This window comes from Actinoplanes derwentensis (assembly GCF_900104725.1).
Classification (GTDB): Bacteria; Actinomycetota; Actinomycetes; order Mycobacteriales; family Micromonosporaceae; genus Actinoplanes; species Actinoplanes derwentensis.
Genome location: NZ_LT629758.1, coordinates 189055 through 208836, shown reverse-complemented (window position 1 = coordinate 208836; position 19782 = coordinate 189055). Strand labels below are relative to the sequence as shown.

Annotated in this window: 14 protein-coding genes; 8 read left to right on the top strand and 6 right to left on the bottom strand. The window is 71.5% G+C overall.

Features of this window, described 5'->3' with window-relative positions:
* Positions 1–26 precede the first annotated feature (26 nt).
* Positions 27–992 carry a LysR family transcriptional regulator gene (locus BLU81_RS00865; RefSeq protein WP_092540695.1) on the top strand — a complete coding sequence of 322 codons (966 nt, stop codon included), beginning with the start codon at positions 27–29 and terminating at the stop codon, positions 990–992.
* A gap of 54 nt (positions 993–1046) precedes the next feature.
* Here BLU81_RS00865 and BLU81_RS00860 read toward each other — a convergent pair whose 3' ends face one another.
* On the bottom strand, positions 1047–3563 hold the full coding sequence (locus tag BLU81_RS00860) for an ATP-dependent Clp protease ATP-binding subunit (protein ID WP_092540694.1): 2517 nt from the start codon (positions 3561–3563) through the stop codon (positions 1047–1049).
* Positions 3564–3683: 120 nt separating this feature from the next.
* On the opposite strand from BLU81_RS00860, the gene BLU81_RS00855 reads away from it, so the two are divergent.
* The 5 genes from BLU81_RS00855 to BLU81_RS00835 all read left to right on the top strand — a co-directional run bounded on the left by BLU81_RS00855 (position 3684) and on the right by BLU81_RS00835 (position 9023).
* A complete protein-coding gene (locus BLU81_RS00855) occupies positions 3684–4124 on the top strand; it encodes a hypothetical protein (protein WP_231953937.1) in 441 nt (146 codons plus the stop codon).
* Between the two features lie 243 nt (positions 4125–4367).
* A complete protein-coding gene (locus tag BLU81_RS00850; protein WP_092540692.1) occupies positions 4368–4628 on the top strand; it encodes a hypothetical protein in 261 nt (86 codons plus the stop codon).
* Positions 4629–4632: 4 nt separating this feature from the next.
* Entirely contained in the window at positions 4633–5547 is a 915-nt protein-coding gene (locus BLU81_RS00845; protein ID WP_092540690.1) for a hypothetical protein, read from the top strand.
* A gap of 51 nt (positions 5548–5598) precedes the next feature.
* On the top strand, positions 5599–8319 hold the full coding sequence (locus BLU81_RS00840; RefSeq protein ID WP_407923897.1) for an FtsK/SpoIIIE domain-containing protein: 2721 nt from the start codon (positions 5599–5601) through the stop codon (positions 8317–8319).
* Positions 8316–9023, top strand: a complete 708-nt coding sequence (locus tag BLU81_RS00835; protein WP_092540686.1) for a hypothetical protein — start codon at positions 8316–8318, stop codon at positions 9021–9023. The genes BLU81_RS00840 and BLU81_RS00835 overlap by 4 nt, the downstream gene beginning before the upstream one ends.
* A 39-nt stretch (positions 9024–9062) precedes the next feature.
* Here the strand turns inward: BLU81_RS00835 and BLU81_RS47500 are convergent, their stop codons facing one another.
* The 5 genes from BLU81_RS47500 to secA2 form a co-directional block, all read right to left on the bottom strand.
* Positions 9063–9212, bottom strand: a complete 150-nt coding sequence (locus BLU81_RS47500; protein ID WP_157751067.1) for a hypothetical protein — start codon at positions 9210–9212, stop codon at positions 9063–9065.
* Positions 9213–9363: 151 nt separating this feature from the next.
* Complete coding sequence (locus BLU81_RS00830) at positions 9364–9789, bottom strand: TraR/DksA family transcriptional regulator (protein WP_092540684.1); 426 nt, start codon at positions 9787–9789, stop codon at positions 9364–9366.
* Between the two features lie 200 nt (positions 9790–9989).
* On the bottom strand, positions 9990–10622 hold the full coding sequence (locus BLU81_RS00825) for a nucleoside/nucleotide kinase family protein (protein ID WP_092540682.1): 633 nt from the start codon (positions 10620–10622) through the stop codon (positions 9990–9992).
* Positions 10623–10651: 29 nt separating this feature from the next.
* Positions 10652–11140, bottom strand: a complete 489-nt coding sequence (locus BLU81_RS51355; RefSeq protein ID WP_092540680.1) for a winged helix-turn-helix domain-containing protein — start codon at positions 11138–11140, stop codon at positions 10652–10654.
* 345 nt (positions 11141–11485) lie between these two features.
* Positions 11486–13777 (bottom strand): accessory Sec system translocase SecA2, encoded by a 2292-nt coding sequence (gene secA2, locus BLU81_RS00815; protein WP_092540678.1) that lies wholly within the window; start codon positions 13775–13777, stop codon positions 11486–11488.
* 160 nt (positions 13778–13937) lie between these two features.
* Between secA2 and BLU81_RS00810 the strand changes: the two genes are divergently transcribed.
* Positions 13938–14657, top strand: coding sequence for an ATP-binding protein (locus BLU81_RS00810; protein ID WP_092540676.1), 720 nt, complete (start codon positions 13938–13940; stop codon positions 14655–14657).
* A gap of 303 nt (positions 14658–14960) precedes the next feature.
* Positions 14961–15197, top strand: coding sequence for a CheR family methyltransferase (locus BLU81_RS50125; protein ID WP_231953935.1), 237 nt, complete (start codon positions 14961–14963; stop codon positions 15195–15197).
* The last annotated feature ends 4585 nt before the right edge of the window (positions 15198–19782 follow it).

Here is a 19782-nt window from a genome sequence, read left to right as displayed (position 1 = left end):
TCCCTTTCTAGTCCTAACGTCACGCTATGAACCTCGAGCTGCGGCATCTGAAGGTGGTCTGCGCCATCGCGGAGACCGGCAGCGTGACCAAGGCCGCGTCACAACTCGGCCTTGCCCAGCCTGCGCTCACCGCACAACTTCAGCGGATCGAGCGCACGCTGGGTGGCCCGCTGTTCGACCGTGACCGCCGGGGCGCCCGCCCCACGGCACTGGGGGAACTGGTGCTCTCCCGCGCCAGGGTGCTGCTGCCCGCGATGAAGGGCTTGCAGGACGAAGCAGCCAGACTGGCCGCCGGTGGCGGTCAGGACACGATGAGCCGGTACCGGATCGGTGCCGTCGGCGGCCCGGTCGTCGCTCATCTGGTGCACCGCCTGTCCGAGGCCCAGCCGGATGCTCAGATCTCCACGCACGCGTCGTACTACATCTCCGAGATCGCCGGCATGGTCCTGGCCGGCAAGCTGGACTACGCGCAGGTGGGTGTCTGCGGCGACGCCCTGCCCTCCGCGGAGTACGGCCTGGTCTGGCAGACCATCGGCGTGGACGCGGTCTGTGTCCTGATGAAGGAGGACCACCCGCAGGCCAAGAACATCGAGGTGGACCTGGCCGAGATGGCCGACGAGGCGTGGGTGGCGGGCGCCGGTGACGGCTGTTTCGCCGACTGCTTCGCCGCAGCATGCGCCCGTGCCGGGTTCGCCCCGCGCCGGGTGCTGGAGTCGGACGTGCGCAACTGCGTCGACATGGTGGAGCTGGGCCTGGCCATCGGGCTCTGCCAGCCGACCTTCCGGCCGCCGGCCGGGCTGGTCAGCCGTCCGCTGCGCGGCGCCCCGCTGCGCTGGCGGCTGGTGCTGGGCTGGCATCCGGACTCCCCGGCGGCCCGCAGCGCGTCCAAGTTGATGGATCACGCGCAGGAGGCGTACATCGACATTCTGGCGCGCAACGGACCGTACACCGAGTGGATCCGCTCCCAGCCGCAGCATCTCGCCGCCGCTTGACAGCAGGAGGGCGCCGCCCGGCGCCCTCCTGCAAACTCAGACCGCCGACAAGACTCAGACCGCCGACATCGCGACGTCGAAGACCAGTGAGCCGTCCCGGGCGTCGACCCGGACCGTCCGGCCCGGTGCCAGATCCGCCGCGATCAGCATCTTCGACAGCCGGTTGTCCAGCTCCCGCTGGATGGTCCGGCGCAGCGGCCGGGCCCCGAACTCTGGCTGGAAGCCCCGCTCGGACAGCCAGTCCACCGCCTCCGGGGTGACCTCCAGCTTGACGTCCTGAGCGTCCAGGCGGCGCCGGGTGTCGGCGAGCATCATCTCGGTGATCTTGTGGAGCTGGTCGCTCTCCAGTTGCCGGAAGATGATGATCTCGTCGATCCGGTTGATGAACTCCGGCCGCAGTTGCTCCTTGAGCCGCTTGTCGAGCCGGGCCCGCAGGTCGTCGTCCGGTGACGAGGAACCGCCGAAGCCGACGCTGCGGGTGGTGCCGCTGATCAGGTCCGACCCCAGGTTGCTGGTCATGATGAGCACGGTGTTCTTGAAGCTGACCGTGCGCCCCTGGCTGTCGGTGAGCCGCCCGTCGTCGAGCACCTGCAACAGCATGTTGAAGACGTCCGGGTGGGCCTTCTCGATCTCGTCGAGCAGCACCACGCTGTACGGCCGGCGCCGCACCGCCTCGGTGAGCTGCCCGGCCTCGTCGTACCCGACGTACCCGGGCGGCGCCCCGACCAGCCGCGACACGGTGTGCCGTTCCTGGAACTCGCTCATGTCGAGCCGGATCATCCGGTCCGCGTCGCCGAACAGCGCCCCGGCCAGGGAACGGGCCAGTTCGGTCTTGCCGACTCCGGTCGGGCCGAGGAACAGGAAGCTGCCGACCGGCCGGTCCGGGTCACCGAGCCCGGCCCGGGAGCGGCGCACCGCCTCGGCGACGGCCTCGACCGCGTCGTCCTGTCCGATGACGTGCGTGTGCAGGTGCTCCTCCAGACGCAGCAGGCGGTCCCGCTCGGCCTCGGTGAGCTGGGCCACCGGGATCCCGGTGGCACGGGAGACGACCTCGGCGATCTCCTCCTCGGTCACCTGCGGCACCCCGGCTCCGGCGGGACCCCCCGCGAGTTGTTGCCGCAGCGAGTTGATCTGGTCGCGCAGTTCGGACGCCTGCTCGTAGTGCTCGGCGGCAACGGCCTGGTCCCGGTCGCGGGACAGTTGTTCGAGACGGTGGTTCATCTCGCGACGGTTGGCGTCCGGGGTCTTGGTACGCAGCCGGACCCGGGCGCCGGCCTGGTCGATCAGGTCGATCGCCTTGTCCGGCAGGAAACGGTCGGTGATGTACCGGTCGGAGAGCACGGCCGCCGCGTCCAGGGCGGCGTCGGTGATCCGTACCTGATGGTGGGCCTCGTAGTTGTCTCGCAACCCCCGCAGGATCGCGACGGTGTCCTCGACGCTCGGCTCGCCGATCACCACCGGCTGGAAACGCCGGGCCAGGGCCGCGTCCTTCTCGATGTGCTTGCGGTACTCGTCCAGGGTGGTCGCGCCGATCACCCGCAGCTGCCCGCGGGCCAGGGCCGGTTTGAGCATGTTGCCGGCGTCCATGCCGCCGCCCTCACCGCCGCCACCCGCGCCGACCAGGGTGTGGATCTCATCGAGGAAGACGATCAGCTGGTCGCCGGACGCCTTGATCTCCTCGATCACCTTCTTCAGGCGCTCCTCGAAGTCGCCGCGGTACTTGGTGCCCGCGACCAGCCCGGCCAGGTCGAGCTGAATGACCCGCTTGTCCTGCAGGGTGAGCGGCACCTCGCCGTCGACGATCCGCTGGGCCAGCCCCTCCACCACGGCGGTCTTGCCGACCCCGGCCTCACCGATCAGGACCGGATTGTTCTTGGTACGCCGGGACAGGATCTCGACGGCCTGCTCGATCTCGTCGGCCCGGCCGATCACCGGGTCGATCTCACCGCGCCGGGCGGACTCGGTCAGGTCCACGCCGAACTGCTCCAGCGTGGGCGTCGGCGCCAGCTGCGCGTGCGGCCCGCCACTGTTGGGTTTGGGCAGCTCACTGTGGTGCGGCATGGTCCGCGGGTCGACGATCCGGCCGGCCAGCAGACGGCCGGCCGCGGAGTCGGTGTTCAGTCCGAGCGCCATCAGGATGTGCTCGGGGCCGATGTAGGAGGCGCCGACCGCGCGGGAGATCTGCAGACTGTCCAGCAGCGCGCGTTTGGCGGCCGGGGTCAGCGCGATGCTCTCCGGCAGTTCACCGGCGGCGGCTTCGGGCCGGCCCATCTCGGCGAGCAGGCGGTCCGGGTCGGCACCGGCACGCCGGACCGTCTGTTTCATCGGCTCCTGCTGCAGGACCGCCCAGAGCAGGTGGTCGGTGTCGAGGTCGGCGAGCGAGCGGCCCCCGCCGGCCACTTCGGCGGCCCGGCGCGCGGCGTCGCCGAGCACCTGACGGGCGTCGTTACTCATGTAACGGGCGATGTCGAAACGCTGCGCCGACCGGCGCGGCTCGGCCGCACCGAAGAAGCGGGCGAACAGGTCGTCCCACTGACCGGGCCCAGCCGGCCCGAACGGTCCGATGCTCATTGATTCCTCTTCTCCTGAAACCTGGGCGGCAAACTCGCGCCGCCTGGTTGTCAACAGCGTGTGAACCTCGCCGGCGATTCCCGGATCGCGAAAAAAGTTGACACGACTACACTCAACTTCATGGCGGTGTCCCAGGAACCACCCTCCCTCACGCCGGACTTCCAGGAGCCGGAACCGGCCACCCCGGGCCCACCGGTCGTGATCGTCGACGGGGCGAACGTCGTCGGTTCGGTCCCGGACGGCTGGTGGCGCGACCGGGCGGGTGCGGCGGCACGGCTCCGCGACAACCTGGCGGTGGTCCCCGCCGCGGGCCTGCCCGGCCTGGCGGCGCCGGTCGAGGTGGTCCTGGTGGTCGAGGGCCGGGCCCGGGACGTCCCGCCGGGCCCCGGTGGGGTGCGGATCGAGCGCGCCACCGGCTCCGGCGATGACAAGATCGTCGATTTGGTACGGGTGACGGCCCCCACCCGGCGCACGGTCGTGATCACCGCCGACCGTGGCCTGCGGGACCGGGTGACCGCCCTGGGCGCCGAGGTGCGCGGCCCGTCCGCGGTTCCGCGCTGAGCCCGTCACTCCGCCGCGCCGCTGTTCATTACCGCACCAGGTGACCCCGAGGGGACTAGCGAGTCCATAGTGGATCATTTTCGGATACGATTCCACCAGGGGGATCGTCGGGTCCCCCGAGAAAACGGGCGTCGTGTCACAGTCGGCACGGTGCGTCGAAACAGGGCACCGGAGGACGCCCCGGCGACAACCGGGCGGTAGTCTGGGACCGCAAGTCGTAAACCCGCACAGGAGGCTGCCCGGGTGGCCAGTGTCGCCGAACTCAGAGCTGCCGTGGAGGCCGCGCTTCAGCAGGTCACGGAGGGGCAGCAGGCGATCCAGGCGGCGCGCGAGAAGATCGGCGAGGCCCAGCAGAGCCTCGCCGCCGCCCTCGACGGCAGCGCCAGCGACGCCGTCGGAGCCGCACACGCCTCGCTGTCGCAGGCCGAGCAGCAGCTGGAGGATTCGTTCACCGCGACCCTGGCGGCGGTCGAGCAGGCTCACAACTACACGGCGAACCTCTGACACGATGTCGCTGCTGCAGGATCTCGGCGCCCAGCTCCGCGCCGCCGCCGACGGTCTACCCACCGGTGAGGTGGCCGCCGCGATGAACAAGCTCCGGAGCGCCGCCGAGTTGCTCCGCTGGGTCCAGGAGGAGTCCAGCCAGGACATCGGAGTCGTCCGCATCGGCCACGCCACCGAGCACACCGAGAACGCCGCGGCCGCGCTGCGCGCCTGTGAGGACGCGATCGAGCGCTACCTGGCGGTGCTGGGCATCGGCGCCACCCCGGGTGCCGCGCCCGGCCAGGAGTGGCGCACCGCCCTGCGGCGCGAGACCGACCAGCCGCGCCCGGAGCAGCCGACGGACGCCCCGCAGAAACCGGAGGCCCTCGGCCCGTGGTGGCAGCAGCGGGTCGCCAAGCTGACCGGTGAGGCCCCGTCCAGCGAGCAGGCCGGCAAGACCGGGGAGCCGGGCGACACCTCCGAGCTGCTGCGCCGGGTCGCCGCCGGGGTGCGGGCCGGTGACCGGGCCCGGCTGGGCCGCGAGCTGCACGGGGTGAACGCGTCCACCGGCCTGGGTCTGTCCGCGGTCACCCCGGCCGTGCTGCACCGGCTCGCCGGTGACCTGCTCGGCCACGACCCGCGGCCGGAGGACGTGCCCCGGCTGCGCACCGCCGCCGAGGGCCGGGTGAAAGCGCTGCTGCCGGGCACCGAACCGCACGTGCTGGAGACCCTGCTGGACCGGATCTGCCGGGTGCCGGTCCAGCAACAGCAGCAGAAACGCGGCGATCAGCCGGCCGGCCACCCGGCCGACACCGCGGTCACCGCGAGTGTGCTGACCGGGGTGCTGCTGGCCCGGCTCGGCCGGGACGCCGGCACCCTGGATCCGAGCACCCCGGAGCCGGTCCGCCCCCGCCCGGAGCAGGCCGAGGACAAGAAATGACAACTGCGACGATGCCGGCGGGTCATGCCTGAATCCACCAAGAACCGGGTGATGGAGATCCGCGCCGGGCTGTCCCACGCGCTCGGCGCCGCACAGATCGCCCTGCACCGGGCGCAGGACGCGGCGGAGGCGGCCGAGGCCCGGTACAGGCGGGTGACCGCTGCCGCGAAAGCCCGTAAGCGGAAACTGGCCGATGCCCGCGACGGGCGCACCGTGGAGATCACCGCCTGGCACGACGGCGAACTGGCCGCCCTGGTGGGAGTCGCGGCGGCCGCCGCCGACCGGGCCGCGCCGGGTGCCGCCGGGGAACCCTGGCACCGCTGGGAGGCGACCCCGCTGGACCGCCCGGCGGAACTACGGGTGGGCCGGCTGATCCTGCCGGAGGCCCCGGTGCCGGCCCGGGCCGGTGACGACGACAGCGGTGACCGGGCGGCCGGGGCCTGGGCGTCGCGCCCCGGCGAGGCCGCACCGGAACCACGGCTCGACGACACCCCTCCGGAGGTGCCGGCCCTGGTCGCACTGCTGGACCACGGGCACATCGTGGTCGAGGGTGACGACCACCGGTCCGCCGACGCGGTGGTGGCCGGGCTGCTGCTGCGGGCCCTGGGCACCAGCGTGCCGGGCGCGGTCCAGATCGTCGGGTACGACCCGGAGAACCTCGGTGGCGGCCTGGCCGGGTTCGCGCCGCTCGCCCCGGCCGGGGTGCTCGCCTTCGTCGGGCCGGGCGGACTGGACAAGCTGCTCGATGACCTGGTCGGGCACGTCCGGCGGATCAACGAGACGGTCCTCGCCGGGGAGTACAGCTCGCTGCGTGAGCTGCACCTGGCCACCCGGCGGCGGCCCGAACCGTGGCGGGTGGCGGTGCTGCTCGGCGGCCCGGAACTGTCCCGGCACGAGCGGTCCCAACTGGACCGTCTGCTGCGGACCGGCGCGGCCTGCGGGGTGCACCTGGTGATCCGCGGGCTGCCGGTGCCGACCGGGCCGGGGATCGAGTTCGTGCTGGCGGCGCCCGGTGCGGACGCCCGGATCCAGAGCGCGGGCGCGTTACCCGTACAACTGGATCCCGCTCCCGGTCCGTCCGTGGTGACGGCGACGTGCCGCCGGATCGCGGAGGCCGTCGCGGCGGGCCCGGCCCCGGTGGCACTGGACAGCCTGCTGCCCGAGGCGGGATCGGAGTGGCGGGAGAGTTCGGCGACCGGAGTGACCGCTCCGCTCGGCGACAGCCCGCAGGGCCCACGGGTGATGGTGACGCTGAGCGACTATCCGCCGCACGCACTGATCGCCGGGCCGTCCGGAACCGGCAAGACCAACTTCATCTACGCCTGGATGGGCGCGCTAGCGGCCCGGTACTCCCCCGATGAACTGGCCTTCTACCTGCTCGACTTCAAGGAGGGCGTGTCGTTCGCCCGGTTCGCGCCGGGGCGGCGGGACCCGAGCTGGCTGCCGCACGTCCGTCTGGTCGGGGTGAACGTCAACACCGACCGTGAGTTCGGGCTGGCGCTGCTGCGGTTCCTCGGCGGCGAGTTGCGGCGCCGGGCCGACGCGGCCAAACAGCACGAGGTGACGAACCTGGCCGAGTTGCGCGCCGAGGACCCGGACGGGTCGTGGCCGCGGATCGTGGCGGTCGTCGACGAGTTCCAGGTGCTGCTGTCCGGGCGCGACGCGGTGTCCGGTGAGGCCGTCGACCTGCTCGAGGACCTCGCCCGGCGGGGCCGTTCGCAGGGTATCCATCTGATCCTGGCCAGCCAGGACGTGTCCGGCATCGAGGCGCTGTGGGGGCGGCCCGCGCTGGTCGCCCAGTTCAGCCTGCGGATCGCGCTGCCCCGGGCCCGGCGGGTGCTGGCCGAGACGAACGCGGCCGCCGACTCGCTGCCGCGCTACCACGCGGTGGTCAACGCCGACTCCGGTGCCGTCGAGGCCAACCGGGTGGTCCGGGTGCCGGCCGCCGGGGACCGGGAGCAGTGGAGTTCGCTGCAGCACCGGCTGTGGCGGCGCCGCCCGGACGGGCAGGGGCCGCCGCGGCTCTTCGACGGCGACGTGATCCCGAAACTCGCCGACAGCCCCGACTTCCGGGAGATGCAGGCCACCGAGTCGCCGGCCGCGCCGATCGCCCTGCTCGGCGAGACCATCGACGTGGAGTCCCGGTCGGCCCGGACCGTGCTGCGCCGCGCTCCCGGCCGCAACCTGGCGGTGATCGGCACCCGGATGGACGAGGCCTGCGCGATCCTGGCCACCGCGGGCCGGTCGCTGGCCGCCCAGTTCGGCCCGGACGGCGCCCGGTTCTCGGTGGTCTGCCTGGACCCGGACGCGCGGGCCGCTGCCGAGGCGCTGCACGCCCGGATCCCCGGCAGCGGCTGGTACGACGCCGAGGGCCTGAACTGGCTCCTGGAGGACGCCGCCACCGAGGCGACCGCGTCCTGGCCGGCGGACCGGCCGCACTTCATCCTGATCTACGCGGCCGACGCACTGCCCGGTGGCAAGGCGGCCGGCGACCAGCTCCGGACCATCCTGCAGCAGGGGCCGGAACGGCGGCTGCACGTGCTGGGCTGGTGGCGCGGTGCCGCGCTGCTGCGGGAGTCGCTGGGCGGGCCCGCGTCCCGGACCGACTCGATCGGCGCCTGGGTGGCCCTGGACGTGCACGGCAGCGAGCTGTCGCCGTACTACCCGGGCCAGGGAGCGCCGAACTGGTACCCGCGCCCGTGGCGGGCCCTGCATTTCGACCGTTCGGTGCATCGGGGCGCCGAAGTGATCATCCCGTATGGAAACGCATGAGTGAACTGGAACCGGCCGACCTGGATCGCGCCGACTACCGGGTGGTGCTGCACCGGCTGACCACTCTCGACGACAAGGCGGCCGGTCTGCGGGCCGAGGCTGAGAGCTGGTACACCGAACGGGTGGCCGCCGCCGACACGGCCGTCGCGGACGCCACCGCGGAACTGGCCGAGGCCGACCGGGCGGTCCGGGACGCGCAACGTGACCTGGAGCAGGTGGACGCGCGGGCGGCCGGGCTGTGGTCGGACTTCGTGCACCGGGTGGGCCCGGCCGCCGAACGGTACGGGCGCACCCTGCCGGCGGCCAGCATCCCCCGTCAGCGGACCGAGGAACGCGCCGCCCGCGATTACCTGGACGAGGTCGAGAACCGGGTCAAGTACACCCCGCCGGCCCGGCCGATCACCTTCGGCACCAAAGTCCTCTTCGGTGTCCTGGGGCTGATCGGTGGGGTGCTGGGGGTGGTCGGCAACCTGCTGGTCCGGCGGACCGGGGAGGCCGCGGGCGGCGACTGGCATCAGGCCGCGCCGGTGGTCGCCCTGCTGGTGCTGCTCTTCTTCCCGATCCTGGCGGCGATCACCGCGAAACTGATCGGTGACCGGCGCGGGACCGGGCTCGACACGGCGTCGACGGTGACCGTGCTGGTCACCGGGCTGGTGACCGCGGGTCTGCTCTTCACCGCCGTGCAGGTCGCCCAGTCGGCCTAGCTTCAGGCCGGCGGGGCCATCTCCCCGATCGGCCTGGCGTCAGGCCGGCGGGCTCATCTCCCGGTGGCGGGCGGCCTCCTGCAGGAGGGCCGCCGGGACGTCGGGCCCGTCGTCGTTGCCGCCGTGGGCCTCGTCGTACTCGTAGTCGCCGCCGGTGTTGTCTTCGGGTTCGTCCACGGTGTCGGTCATACCTGCCGTTCTACCGGTATCCCGACCCGAGAGGCGGCCGGTTCCGCGGATTTCACCGACATCGAATAAACAGTTGTTCAGTAATGGATATGTCGCTCTCCCGGCGGCGATTTCGCCGTGTGGATATCCTCGCCGCCGGAAAAGCGTGTCGTCAGCTGGCCCGGCGCTCGCGCACCGACTTGCAGTTCACACACGCCGTCGCCGACGGGAACACCTCGAGCCGCTCGACCGGAATCGGCTTCGAGCAACCCTCGCAGTTGCCGTACGTCCCGTCGTTGAGCCGCGCGATGGCGTGCTCAGCCTGCGTCCGGCGGTCCAGCAGCGTCTTCAGCAGCGAGGTCGCCGCGTCGCGCTCGGCCGTCTTGGAACCACTGTCGGCCTGGTCGTCGCCGGCCGCGTCGCCGATCTCCACCAGCCGAAGACGGGTGTTCTGGGCGACGGCCTCTTCGTACTCACTGTTGAGTTCCTCGAATCGGCCTTGCAGGATCACTCGGATCTGGTCGATCTCATCGGTCGAACGCAGCCCCTTGACCGCGCTCGCGCCCTTGCCTGCGACAACCGCTCCGTTGACGAGCATGCAGTCCCCCTGCCCTTCACTCAGCCCCAGCCGGTGGGATCCCCCGGGTCACCCTCGTCCCGACTCGGCCCCACTTTGTGGAGCCGGACGATACCCACCGCCGAAGATCCCAAACGGGACCCCCGCAAAAAAGTAACCGGAGCATAACTGTCAGTGGTCGAATCCGCCACGGACTCGGCATTCGGGTCTCGTGCCCGGTGTCACCGGCCCCCCTCGACAACCGCTGGACGGCGTGGGTCGTCGAGGCGAACCACCACGTCAGCGAAGGTTTCCGGGGCCACCTCGTCGCGGTAGCGGCGGTAGGCCGGCAGGGTCCACGCGAGCTCCGGCAAGGTCCGGCGAGCCAGCGCGGCGGCGGACACCTCAAGGTGGACGGAGAAGTCGAACGGCAGTCCGGAACCGAGCAGCAGCGGGCCGCTGACCAGCAGAATCGCGCCCGCCGGCAGGTCCTGGTAGGGCTCCCGGGCGGCCCGGTCGACGCCGGCGTCCCACAGTCGGCGAAGGATCCGGCCGGAACCGTCCGGTCCCGCCGGGGCCAGCACCTCGCGGATCAGCCCGGCCTCGTCGAACCAGCCGGTGTAGAACGAGTTCGGCTCGGTCCGCCCGAACTCCAGGCGCACCGAGGCCGGGCGCAGGAAATCGCTGGTGTCGACACGGATCGCCGGGCGGCCGCGCACCCGCAACGGGTCCACCAGAGCATCCGCGAGACGGCCCGGATCGGCCGCCGGAGCGCCGTCCAGAGCCACCCGCAGACGATTGTCGGATTCCCGACTCGCGAGCCGGTCGGCGATTTCCTCGACGAGTTTTTCCAGGGAGACGGGACGAACGCGCATGTGTCCATGATCCCCCGGCCGGGGGATCGTCAGTCGTGCGGCAGGATCAGGATGTTGGCGTCGTCGGCCAGCCGGTAACCCACGCCGTAGACCGTCGTGACCAACGGGACACTGCCGCCGAGCTTCAGCCGCAGCCGCCGCACGTGCACGTCCACGGTGCGCTCACCGGCCCGCTCGTAACCCCAGACGGCCGCGAGCAGCTGCCCACGGGTGAAGACCCGGCGTGGCCGCTCGGCGAGGAACTGCAGGAGGTCGAACTCCAGACGGGTCAGCGGCAGCGCCACACCGTCCAGGACGGCCTGGCGCGACGAGGTGTGCAACCGGACCTCCGGGCCGTCCGGAACGACCTCAGCGGCCGCGTCAGCGTCGGCGTCGGCCGGGACCTGATCCGCAACGGGCGGGGCCTGCTCGACGGTGACCGTGCCCTTGCTCAGTTCGACCAGCTCACGGACCGCGGCGAGCAGGCGGTGCGCCTGCGGGGAGACGGCGTCCCCGGTGAGCGGGATGGCGAGCGTCACGGTCAGCGCGGGCTCGGCGGCACGTCGGGCGGCCCCCCGGCCCGGGCCTGCGGAACGACGATCTGCACGTGACGACAATGCGCGGACCGGCATTGATTCATCCCCCAGAATTTGCTGCGGCAAGCGAATACGACTGATCACTGTGCGTAATGCGGGGCCGATAATTCCCGCCCTCAGGCTAGCGGGTCAAGTCAACGATCCACAGTGTGGGAACACAGTTCCATATTGTCGTTCATCACACAAATGCATTCTGGGAACGATTTCCGTCAGTCGCATTAAGGAAATGAGAAGCGGGGGTGCCGCCGTCAAGGCGACACCCCCGCGGCAGGCGAGTGGTGGGTGCGATCAGCCGCCCGAGGTGAGCCGCCGGCCGACCGCCGCGATGAGCCGGTCCAGCTCGGAACCGAACGGGTTGTCGTGCACCAGGTAGGTCCAGGTGGCGCTCGGCCGGACGATCTCCGCCCGCTCCGGCACCCAGCCGTCCTCCAGGTCGACCTCGTCGAACGTCGCGATGGTCCGCGACTCGACCTGCGTCAGCAGCTCCTGGAAGGCCGGCACCGCCGCCCGGTGGAACTCGTCGAGCGGGTCCAGCTTGCCGAGCGCGCGCAGGTGCACACCCTCCCGGACCTCGGACAGGAACGCCAGGTGGTCGACCCAGAGGCGGTCCAGGTGGAAGAGGGCGATCGCGCGGGCCGACTCGGACAGCACGTCCTCGTCGATCTCCTCAGCCTTCTCCTTGGACTTCTCCAGCAGCATGATCGCGGCGACCTCGGAGGTGAGCAGCCGCTCACGGCGCTCGGCGAGCAGCAGGCGCTGCTGCTCGGTCACCACGCTGTAGCGCCAGGTGTTCTTGTGGATCTCGTGGTTGACCCCCTCGGCGACCCGCTGGGCGTGCTCCACGGCGTATTCCACCTGGGAGTCGTGCACGACGCCGTCGATGTCCATCCGCGGCGAGGCCGGCAGGATGTCACCGGCGTGCCGGAAGACCAGCTCGTCCTCGAGGCTGACGAAGAAGACCGAGCGGCCCGGGTCGCCCTGCCGGCCGGCCCGGCCGCGGAGCTGGTCGTCGACCCGGCGGCTGTCGTGCCGGCCGGAGCCGATCACGTAGAGCCCGCCCAGCTCGACCACCGCGTCGCGGTCCTTCTCGTCGCTGCCGCCGAGGCGGATGTCGACACCACGGCCGGCCATCTGGGTGGAGACGGTGACCGCGCCGAGCGCGCCCGCCTCCGCGATGATGGTGGCCTCTTCGGCGTCGTTCTTCGCGTTCAGCACGCTGCACGGCACACCGGCCGCTTCGAGCTGACTCGCCAGGCGCTCGGACGCCTTCACGTCCAGGGTGCCGATCAGCACCGGCCGCCCCGACTCGTGGGCGATCTTGATCTCCTCGACCAGGGCCTCGTCGCGCATGTCGTGCGCCGAGTAGATCCGGTCGACGTCGTCCTCACGGATGTTCGGGGTGTTCGGCGGGATGACCGCCACTTCGAGCTTGAAATACTCGCGCAGCTGCTCACCGACGTGCACGGCGGTCGCGGTCATGCCACAGGCGGTCTGGTAGAGCGCGATGTACGCCTGGACCGTGATGGTGTCGAGGACCTCGCCCTCCTGGGTGGCGGTCAGGCCCTCCTTGGCCTCGACCGCCGCCTGCAGACCGTCCGGCCAGCGGCGGCGCTGGGCCACCCGGCCGCGCATCTCGTCGATCAACTCGACGCTGCCGTTGCGGACGATGTAGTCGACGTCGCGGCGCAGCAGGGCGTGCGCGTGCAGCGCCACGTTCACCGCGGACAGGTGCTCGACCTGGTCGTCGGCGTAGAGGTCGATGCCGCCGAGCTTCTCCTCCAGCTCCTTCAGACCGTCCTCGGTGAAGGCGACACTGCGCCCGTCCTCGGCGGCCTCGTAGTGGAAGCCCTTGCGCAGGTCCTTGATCAGGGCGGCGGCCTCGTTCACCGGGTTGCTCTCGGCGGTCGTGCTGCCGGCCAGCACCATCGGCACCCGGGCCTCGTCGATCAGGATCGAGTCGGCCTCGTCGACGATGCAGGTGGCCAGGTCGCGCTGCACCCGGTCGGCCACGTCGGTGACGAGCTGGTCGCGCAGGTAGTCGAAACCGGCCTCGCTGACCGACACGTACGTGACGTCGCAGGCGTACGCCTCGCGGCGTTCCTCCTGGGTCATCGACTCGGTCACCCAGCCGACGGTGAGGCCGAGCAGCGTGTAGATCGGCTCCATCCAGGTGGCGTCCCGCTTGGCCAGGTAGTCGTTGACCGTGAGGATGTGCACCGGGCCGTTGCCGAGGCGCGTGTGCCCGTACGCCGCGATCGTCGCCGTCAGGGTCTTGCCCTCACCGGTGGCCATCTCGGCGACCCGTTTGTCCAGCAGGGCCATCGCGCCGAGCAGCTGAACGTCGTACGGCCGCTGGCCGATCGCCCGCCGGGAGGCCTCCCGGCCGAGCGCACAGATCTCGGCGTGCTCCCGCGCCTCCAGCGCCGCCTCGGTCAGCGCGGCGTCGTCCAGCTCCTTCAGCGCGTCCTCGCGCGCCTCGATGGCAGGGAGCCGCTTCGACAGCGGCCCCAGATCCACCGTCGTGCCCGGACGCTGGAGAAACTTGCGAAACCGGCTCTTCAGCCGCTGCGACACACCCATGGCGCGCAACGGTACTTCATTTTGCCCGCGCTCAGGCGCCGGACTCCCGTGCGCTCCTCATCAAGGTGATCCGAGGTGACCCGCCGGGTCGCGTTTGCCCCGGCCGGATGGTGGGCATCTGTGAGCCTGTCGTACGTCCGGACCATGGGGAGGAGACCGAATGCCCAGCCAGCTCGTCTGCCGGCCGGAGCAGGACCTCCCGGTGACGGTACTGACGGTGAGCGGCACTCTGGACCGGATGACCGAAGGCGCGCTGGGTGCCGCGGTGCGCCGCAGCCTCGCCGGGCAGCCGGACCGGGTGCTGCTCGACTTCACCCGGCTACGGCTCGGCGATCCGGCGGCCACCGCCGTGCTGGGCGCGGAGTTCCCGGCGGTCCCGATAGTGGTCTTCGGAGCGGACGCGGAGACCCGGGCGGCCCTGGCGGCGGATCCCCGGTGCGCCGAGGTCCGGTTGTCCGCCGGCTACCGGGAATCCCTGGCCGAGGCCGAGAAGCAGAGGACCGGCGATGTCGTACGGGTGAGGCTGCGCCCGGTCCCCGAGGCATGCCGTCAGGTCCGCGGCCTGGTCGCCCAGACCTGTGCCGCCTGGCAGCGCTCGGACAGCACCGCGACCGCGGCCCTGATCGCCACCGAACTCGTCGCCAACGTGGTCCGGCACGCCCGCACCACGATGGACTTCACCCTCCGGCTGCGCGACGGCCGGGTGATCCTGGCCGTTCGTGATCACAGCCGCCGGATGCCCCGTACCCTCGATCCGGACGTCACCGACGCCGGGGGCCGCGGCCTGCGGCTCGTCGACGACCTCGCCGACGCGTGGGGGGTCCTGCCGGTGACCGACGGCAAGGTGGTGTGGTCCCAGCTCAGCACCGCGACGGCCTGACCGCCGCCGGGACGTCCGTGCGGTAGCGTTGCGGATCGTGCTGGCGACCGACCCGCAGTTCGAAGCGCTGCTGACTCATCTGAAGGAGTCCCGGGGCTTCGACTTCACCGGTTACCAGCGATCCGGTCTGGTCCGATCAACGTGACGGCGTTCTTCCGGGACACCGGCGCCTGGGACTTCCTGCGCGCCGAGGTGCTGGAGCAGATGGTGGCCGCCAAATCGGCCGGCTCGGCGATCCGGGCGTGGTAGGCCGGGTGCGCGTCCGGTGAGGAGACCTGCACCCTGGCCATGGTGCCGGCCGAGATGCTGGGAATCGACCGGTTCAAGGAACGGGTCGAGATCTACGCCACCGATGTGGACGAGGAGCAGCTCGACGAGGCGCGCCAGGCGTCGTACGGCGAGAGGGAGGTCCAGGCCCTGGCCCCGGACCTGCGGGGATGCCGCCGGGCACGCCGCCCGGTGCTCCAACCCGTTCGTCGACCGGTGCGCCGACCAGCGGTGCGCCGACCGGTTCGCCGAACGCCTGGTCGGTCTCCTTGAGCCGGTGCCCGCCGAGCGCGCTCACCTGGCGGCAGGCGGCGTATCCGCGGTGGTCGCATCGGCGAGGTCTTCGCGAAACCAGTCGCGAGCCGGGACGGAAGGCCGTCCCGGCTCGCGACTTCGAAAACCACTAGGGGCGGCGGGTCGGCAGTCCGCTCGGAGTCTGGGACGGATCCTGCGGCGACTCCGGGGCAGCGGCCGCCACCGGCACCGGCCGGTGCGAAGCGGCACCCGCCCGGGACGGCAGACCCGACGGAACGTTCTCGTCAGCCGTCGGAGCACCCTCCGGCGAGCCACCACCGCCACCAGGTGCCTGCGGGTAACTCCCGCCACCAGGTGCCTGCGGGTAACTCCCGCCACCGGGTACCTGCGGATAACCACCGGCACCCGGCGCCTGTGCGTGGTGCCCAACCGACTGCTCCGCCGCGTTGTTGGCACCCTGCCAGCCGGCGGCCCCATACCCTGCCGCCTCACCCGGTCCGCCGTATCCCCCAGCCGAATCCGGCGCGCTGTGACCACCCGCCGCACCGGGTGCGCCATACCCGCCCGCCGCACCCGGCGTTCCATGTCCGCCCGCCGCACCCGGCATGTGGTAGCCGGCTGCACCCTGGGCTGACGGGTCGTATCCAGCCGGTGGAGCCTGCATGGACGTGTTCTGGCCGAGATCCGGTGCTTGCAACGGAGTACGCGGGGCATTGTGCTGACCCATGTCGGGAGCCTGCAACGACGGTCGCCCACCGGCCTGACCGAAACCGGTCATTTGGCCCGGCCCGTTGTATCCCGTCACCGAACTCGGAGCGTCATGGCCGGACGGCGATCCAGGTCCAAGGTAGTCGGACGGCGATCCGGACCCATGGTGACCGGCCGGCAACCCAGCCCCGCTGAAACCGGACGGCGAACCAGGCGGCTGGTAGCCCGAAGGCTGCTGCATCTCGGTCATCTCATTGCCCGCCACTTGCCCGTGCCGGCCGAGTTCCGGCGCTTGCAGTGCCGGGTGCCCGCCGGGATACCCACCAGTGGACGCGGACTGCATCCCGCTCGGATACCCGCCGGCCGGTGCCGCGGGTGAACCAGTGGCGAACCCGCCACCAGCCGCGACTGGCGGGTTCGCGGGAAACCCACCCGAGGCCGGGGACGGCGGCCCGGCGGGAAAGCCGCCGAAAGCTGAGGGAGACGTCTCCGCCTGTGCCGGACGGGATGAGCGCGTGAAGCGGGGTGCGTCCAAAGGGCTGTTCTGCTGGCTGTAGGCCGGCGGCCGCCGCATCAACTGGTCCGTCTCACCGTTGACCACAGCATTCGCGCTCGGATGACCCACGCCGAAACCGGCCGACCCGGGACCGTTGGTCTCCGCACCCGAGGAACCATGGCCAGGATCCCCATGCCCGCCGCCCCAGGCTCCAGCGACTCCCGGCGTAGCAGTTCCCAGCCCGGAGTCGCCGTGCCCGACCGTGCCCGGACCGGAGTCACCGCGCCTGATCGATCCCGGACCGGCGATTCCCGGGCCGACGGGCTCCTGGCCTGTGGTTCCCGCCCAACCGGTGGCCTGACCGGCCGGGCCATGCCCGGTTGGGCCCGATCCAGCGATACCCGGCGCGGTAGATGACTGCCCCTCAAAACCGGGTGCTCCGGCTGGACCCGGCCCGGTGTTCCCCGGGCCGATGGGGCCCGGGCCTGTCGTGCCTGAAGCCGCCCATCCTGGACCGGCGTTTCCCGGCCCGAAGGAACTCGCACCAAGCGGCGAAGCTGCCCATCCGGATCCGACGTTTCCCTGACCAGCGGGCCCCTGACCGGCTTCTCCCTGGCTCGACTGGCCCTGGCCCGGCTGTCCCTGGCCGTCGTTCCTCTGGCCGGGGTCGCCCTGAGATGTGGTCCATGAGCCGGTGTTCCAGGTACCGGAGTCCTCAGCGCCGAACGAACCGGTGGCGGGTTCGTTCGTGCCGGCCTCCGGGCTGAAAAAGCCCGGACCGGCGTTTCCCGGTCGGCCGGAGATGCCGGGGCCGGCATTGCCGGTTGCCGCACCACCCAGGGTCAACGCGCCGGGGCTCGCTGTTCCGAAGCCGCGGTTGGGGCCGCTGGGAGCGGTGTTCTCAGTGCCGAAGCCGGGTGAACCGGACTGATCCTGGAGGCCGGACTGATCCTGGAAGTGAGTGCTGGGAGCTGCTGTTCCCGCGCCGAACGTTCCAAGGCCGGGTGTGGTGGGATCGGCCGGCTGGTAGCCGCCTGGTGCCGACATGCCGCTGAAGGGCGCTGAGAGTCCGGGCCTCAGTCCGCTCTGGGGAGCGTCGTCATGGGCGCCGGCCGACGAGACTTCGCCCGGACGGGATACACCAGCGGTTGCGTTCGGGAAGGCGCGATTACCGAACACTCCGCCGCCGTGGCTGGTTCCGCTGACGGCGAGATCACCCTGGCCGGGTTGTCCTTGGCCGGCCGATCCGAGCCCTGACAGTTCCAGGCCTGTTCGGCCTAGGCCCGATTGCCCTGGACCGGGCTGCCCGAGGCCTGACTGACCTAGGCCGGAAAGTCCTAGGCCGGAAAGTCCTAGGCCTGGCTGGCCGAGCCCTGATTGGCCGAACCCGGGCTGGGCTGGACCGGACTGGGCTGGACCGGACTGGGATCGATGATCGTTTTCGGCTGTTGAGTGGGACGGGCGGCTGGCGGCGCTGTGGGTGGGGTCGGCCGGCGTGGACTCGTTCGGGAAAGGGTTCAGCAAGGGTCTTCCGGCCGGAGCGGAGTCGGGATCCGGGCTGGTTCCGGGAGTGGTGCTTCCGGCCGTCAGGGCTGTGCCGGGGGTGCCGCTGGTTCCTAGATTCAGGGTGGACAGGCCCGCTGCTCCGAAGCTCGGTGGGTGCGGGCCGCTACGGCCGGATGGGGCGGAGAGGCTGTGGGACGCAAGGCCGTGGGACGCCACACCGTGGCTGGTGTGGCCGCCGAACACGCCGTGGCTTCCGGGTGACTGATGGGTGCCGTGGCTTCCGGAGGCAGCATGGCTTCCCGAAGCGGCGTGACCTCCGGGGGCGGTGTGGCTGCCGGATGAAGCGTGACCTTCTGGGGCGGCGTGACCTCCCGAGCCGGCGTGACCTTCCGCGGTGACGTGATCTTCCCAGGTGGCGTGGGGGGTTCGGGTTTCGGGCGCCTCGTGGGTGGGGCGGCTTTCGAAGGTTGCGGGGCTTCCTGGTGTCGAGTAGCTGCCGAGGGCTGCCGAACCGGGCTGCGAAGGGCTCGCGAAAGGGGCTGCCGAGGCTGGGGACGTTCCGGATGCGGTGGGGGCGTAAGGATCAGGGGCCTTGTTCGCGGAGTCGTTGTCGTTGGTCAGCCAAGGCGGGCGGTAGCCCTCGGCGGGGCTCGGACCGCGGATGACTGACGCGGACCAGGAGCCGGACTGTTCGGTGGCCCGGTTCGGGGTGGACGGTTCCGAAGACCAGCTCTGCGCGGACGGTTCTGAAGACCAGCTCGGGGTGGACGGATCGATGGTCCAGGTCGGGGTGGCCGGTTCGGGGAGTGATGGCTGTTGGGCTGCGGGGTCGGTAGGGGGCCAGGGGCGTAGCCGGTCTCCTCCGGGAGCCGAGCCGTGGGATGGCGAATCCTCGGGGAACGGGCCAGAAGCAGCTGACGGCAGCGCGGATGGCGCCTGGGTTGAGGACGGCGGGAGGGACAGGCCCGAGTTGAACGAACCCGCGGTGGACGAACCCGGGATGGAGGAACCCAGAGCGGACGAGCCCAGCACAGGAGCGCTGGGGGCCGGTTGGACGTCGGGGTTTACCGGCCAGGTTCCGGGGGTTCGGCTCGGTGGTGAGGCTTCTCGCCCTCCGGGAGCCATACCGGTGTCATCGGGGCCGCCGTCGATGGACGGGTGGGCACTCGTAGCCGGCTGAGGGCTGCTGGACGGGTGAGGACTCGGGGACGGGTGAGGACTGGATGGGGTGGAGAGAGCCGCGAGTCCTGGGTCGGGTGCGCTGGCACGAGATGTCCGGAAAGGGGCGGTGGTGAGGGCGGGGAGTTGGTCACCCGTACCGGCAAGGGGGTGATCGTCGGGGTTTTTGGGGGCGCCTGGCCGGAAGAACGGGGCGCTCGCGGGTGGTTGGGGGGCCGGCGCGATGGCGGGGCCTTGGACGATGGGGGTCGCGCTTGCGCCATGTCGCGGTGTTCCCGGGTCACCGTGACCGACGGGTGCGGGTGGGGCGGTGGACGGTTCGGCCGGGGTGGCGTGGAGCGAGCCGAAAGTCGGCAGTGGGGTCGGGTCCGGAGGGAGGACGTCCGGTGAGACGAGGTCAGGCGTTTCGGCACCGAAGGACGGCCCACTGGCCGACAGAACGGACGTCGCGAGGGCCGGCGAAGCGTACTCCGTAGAGGCCGGCGACGCAGGTGCCGGAAGAGGCGGTGAAGCGGACGCCGCAAGGGCCGGGGAAACGGATTCCGGAAGGGACGCCGACGCCGGGACCGACAGCGGGTCGGTCGGCGAGATGGGCTGTGGGGTGGGGGGCTCGGGCAGCGCGGACGGCATCAACGGGGTCGCTGCGGCCGGGCCCGGAGGTGGTGGGGACCAGGCGGGGCGGGTGGCGGCTACCAGGCCGGATTCTTCGGCCAG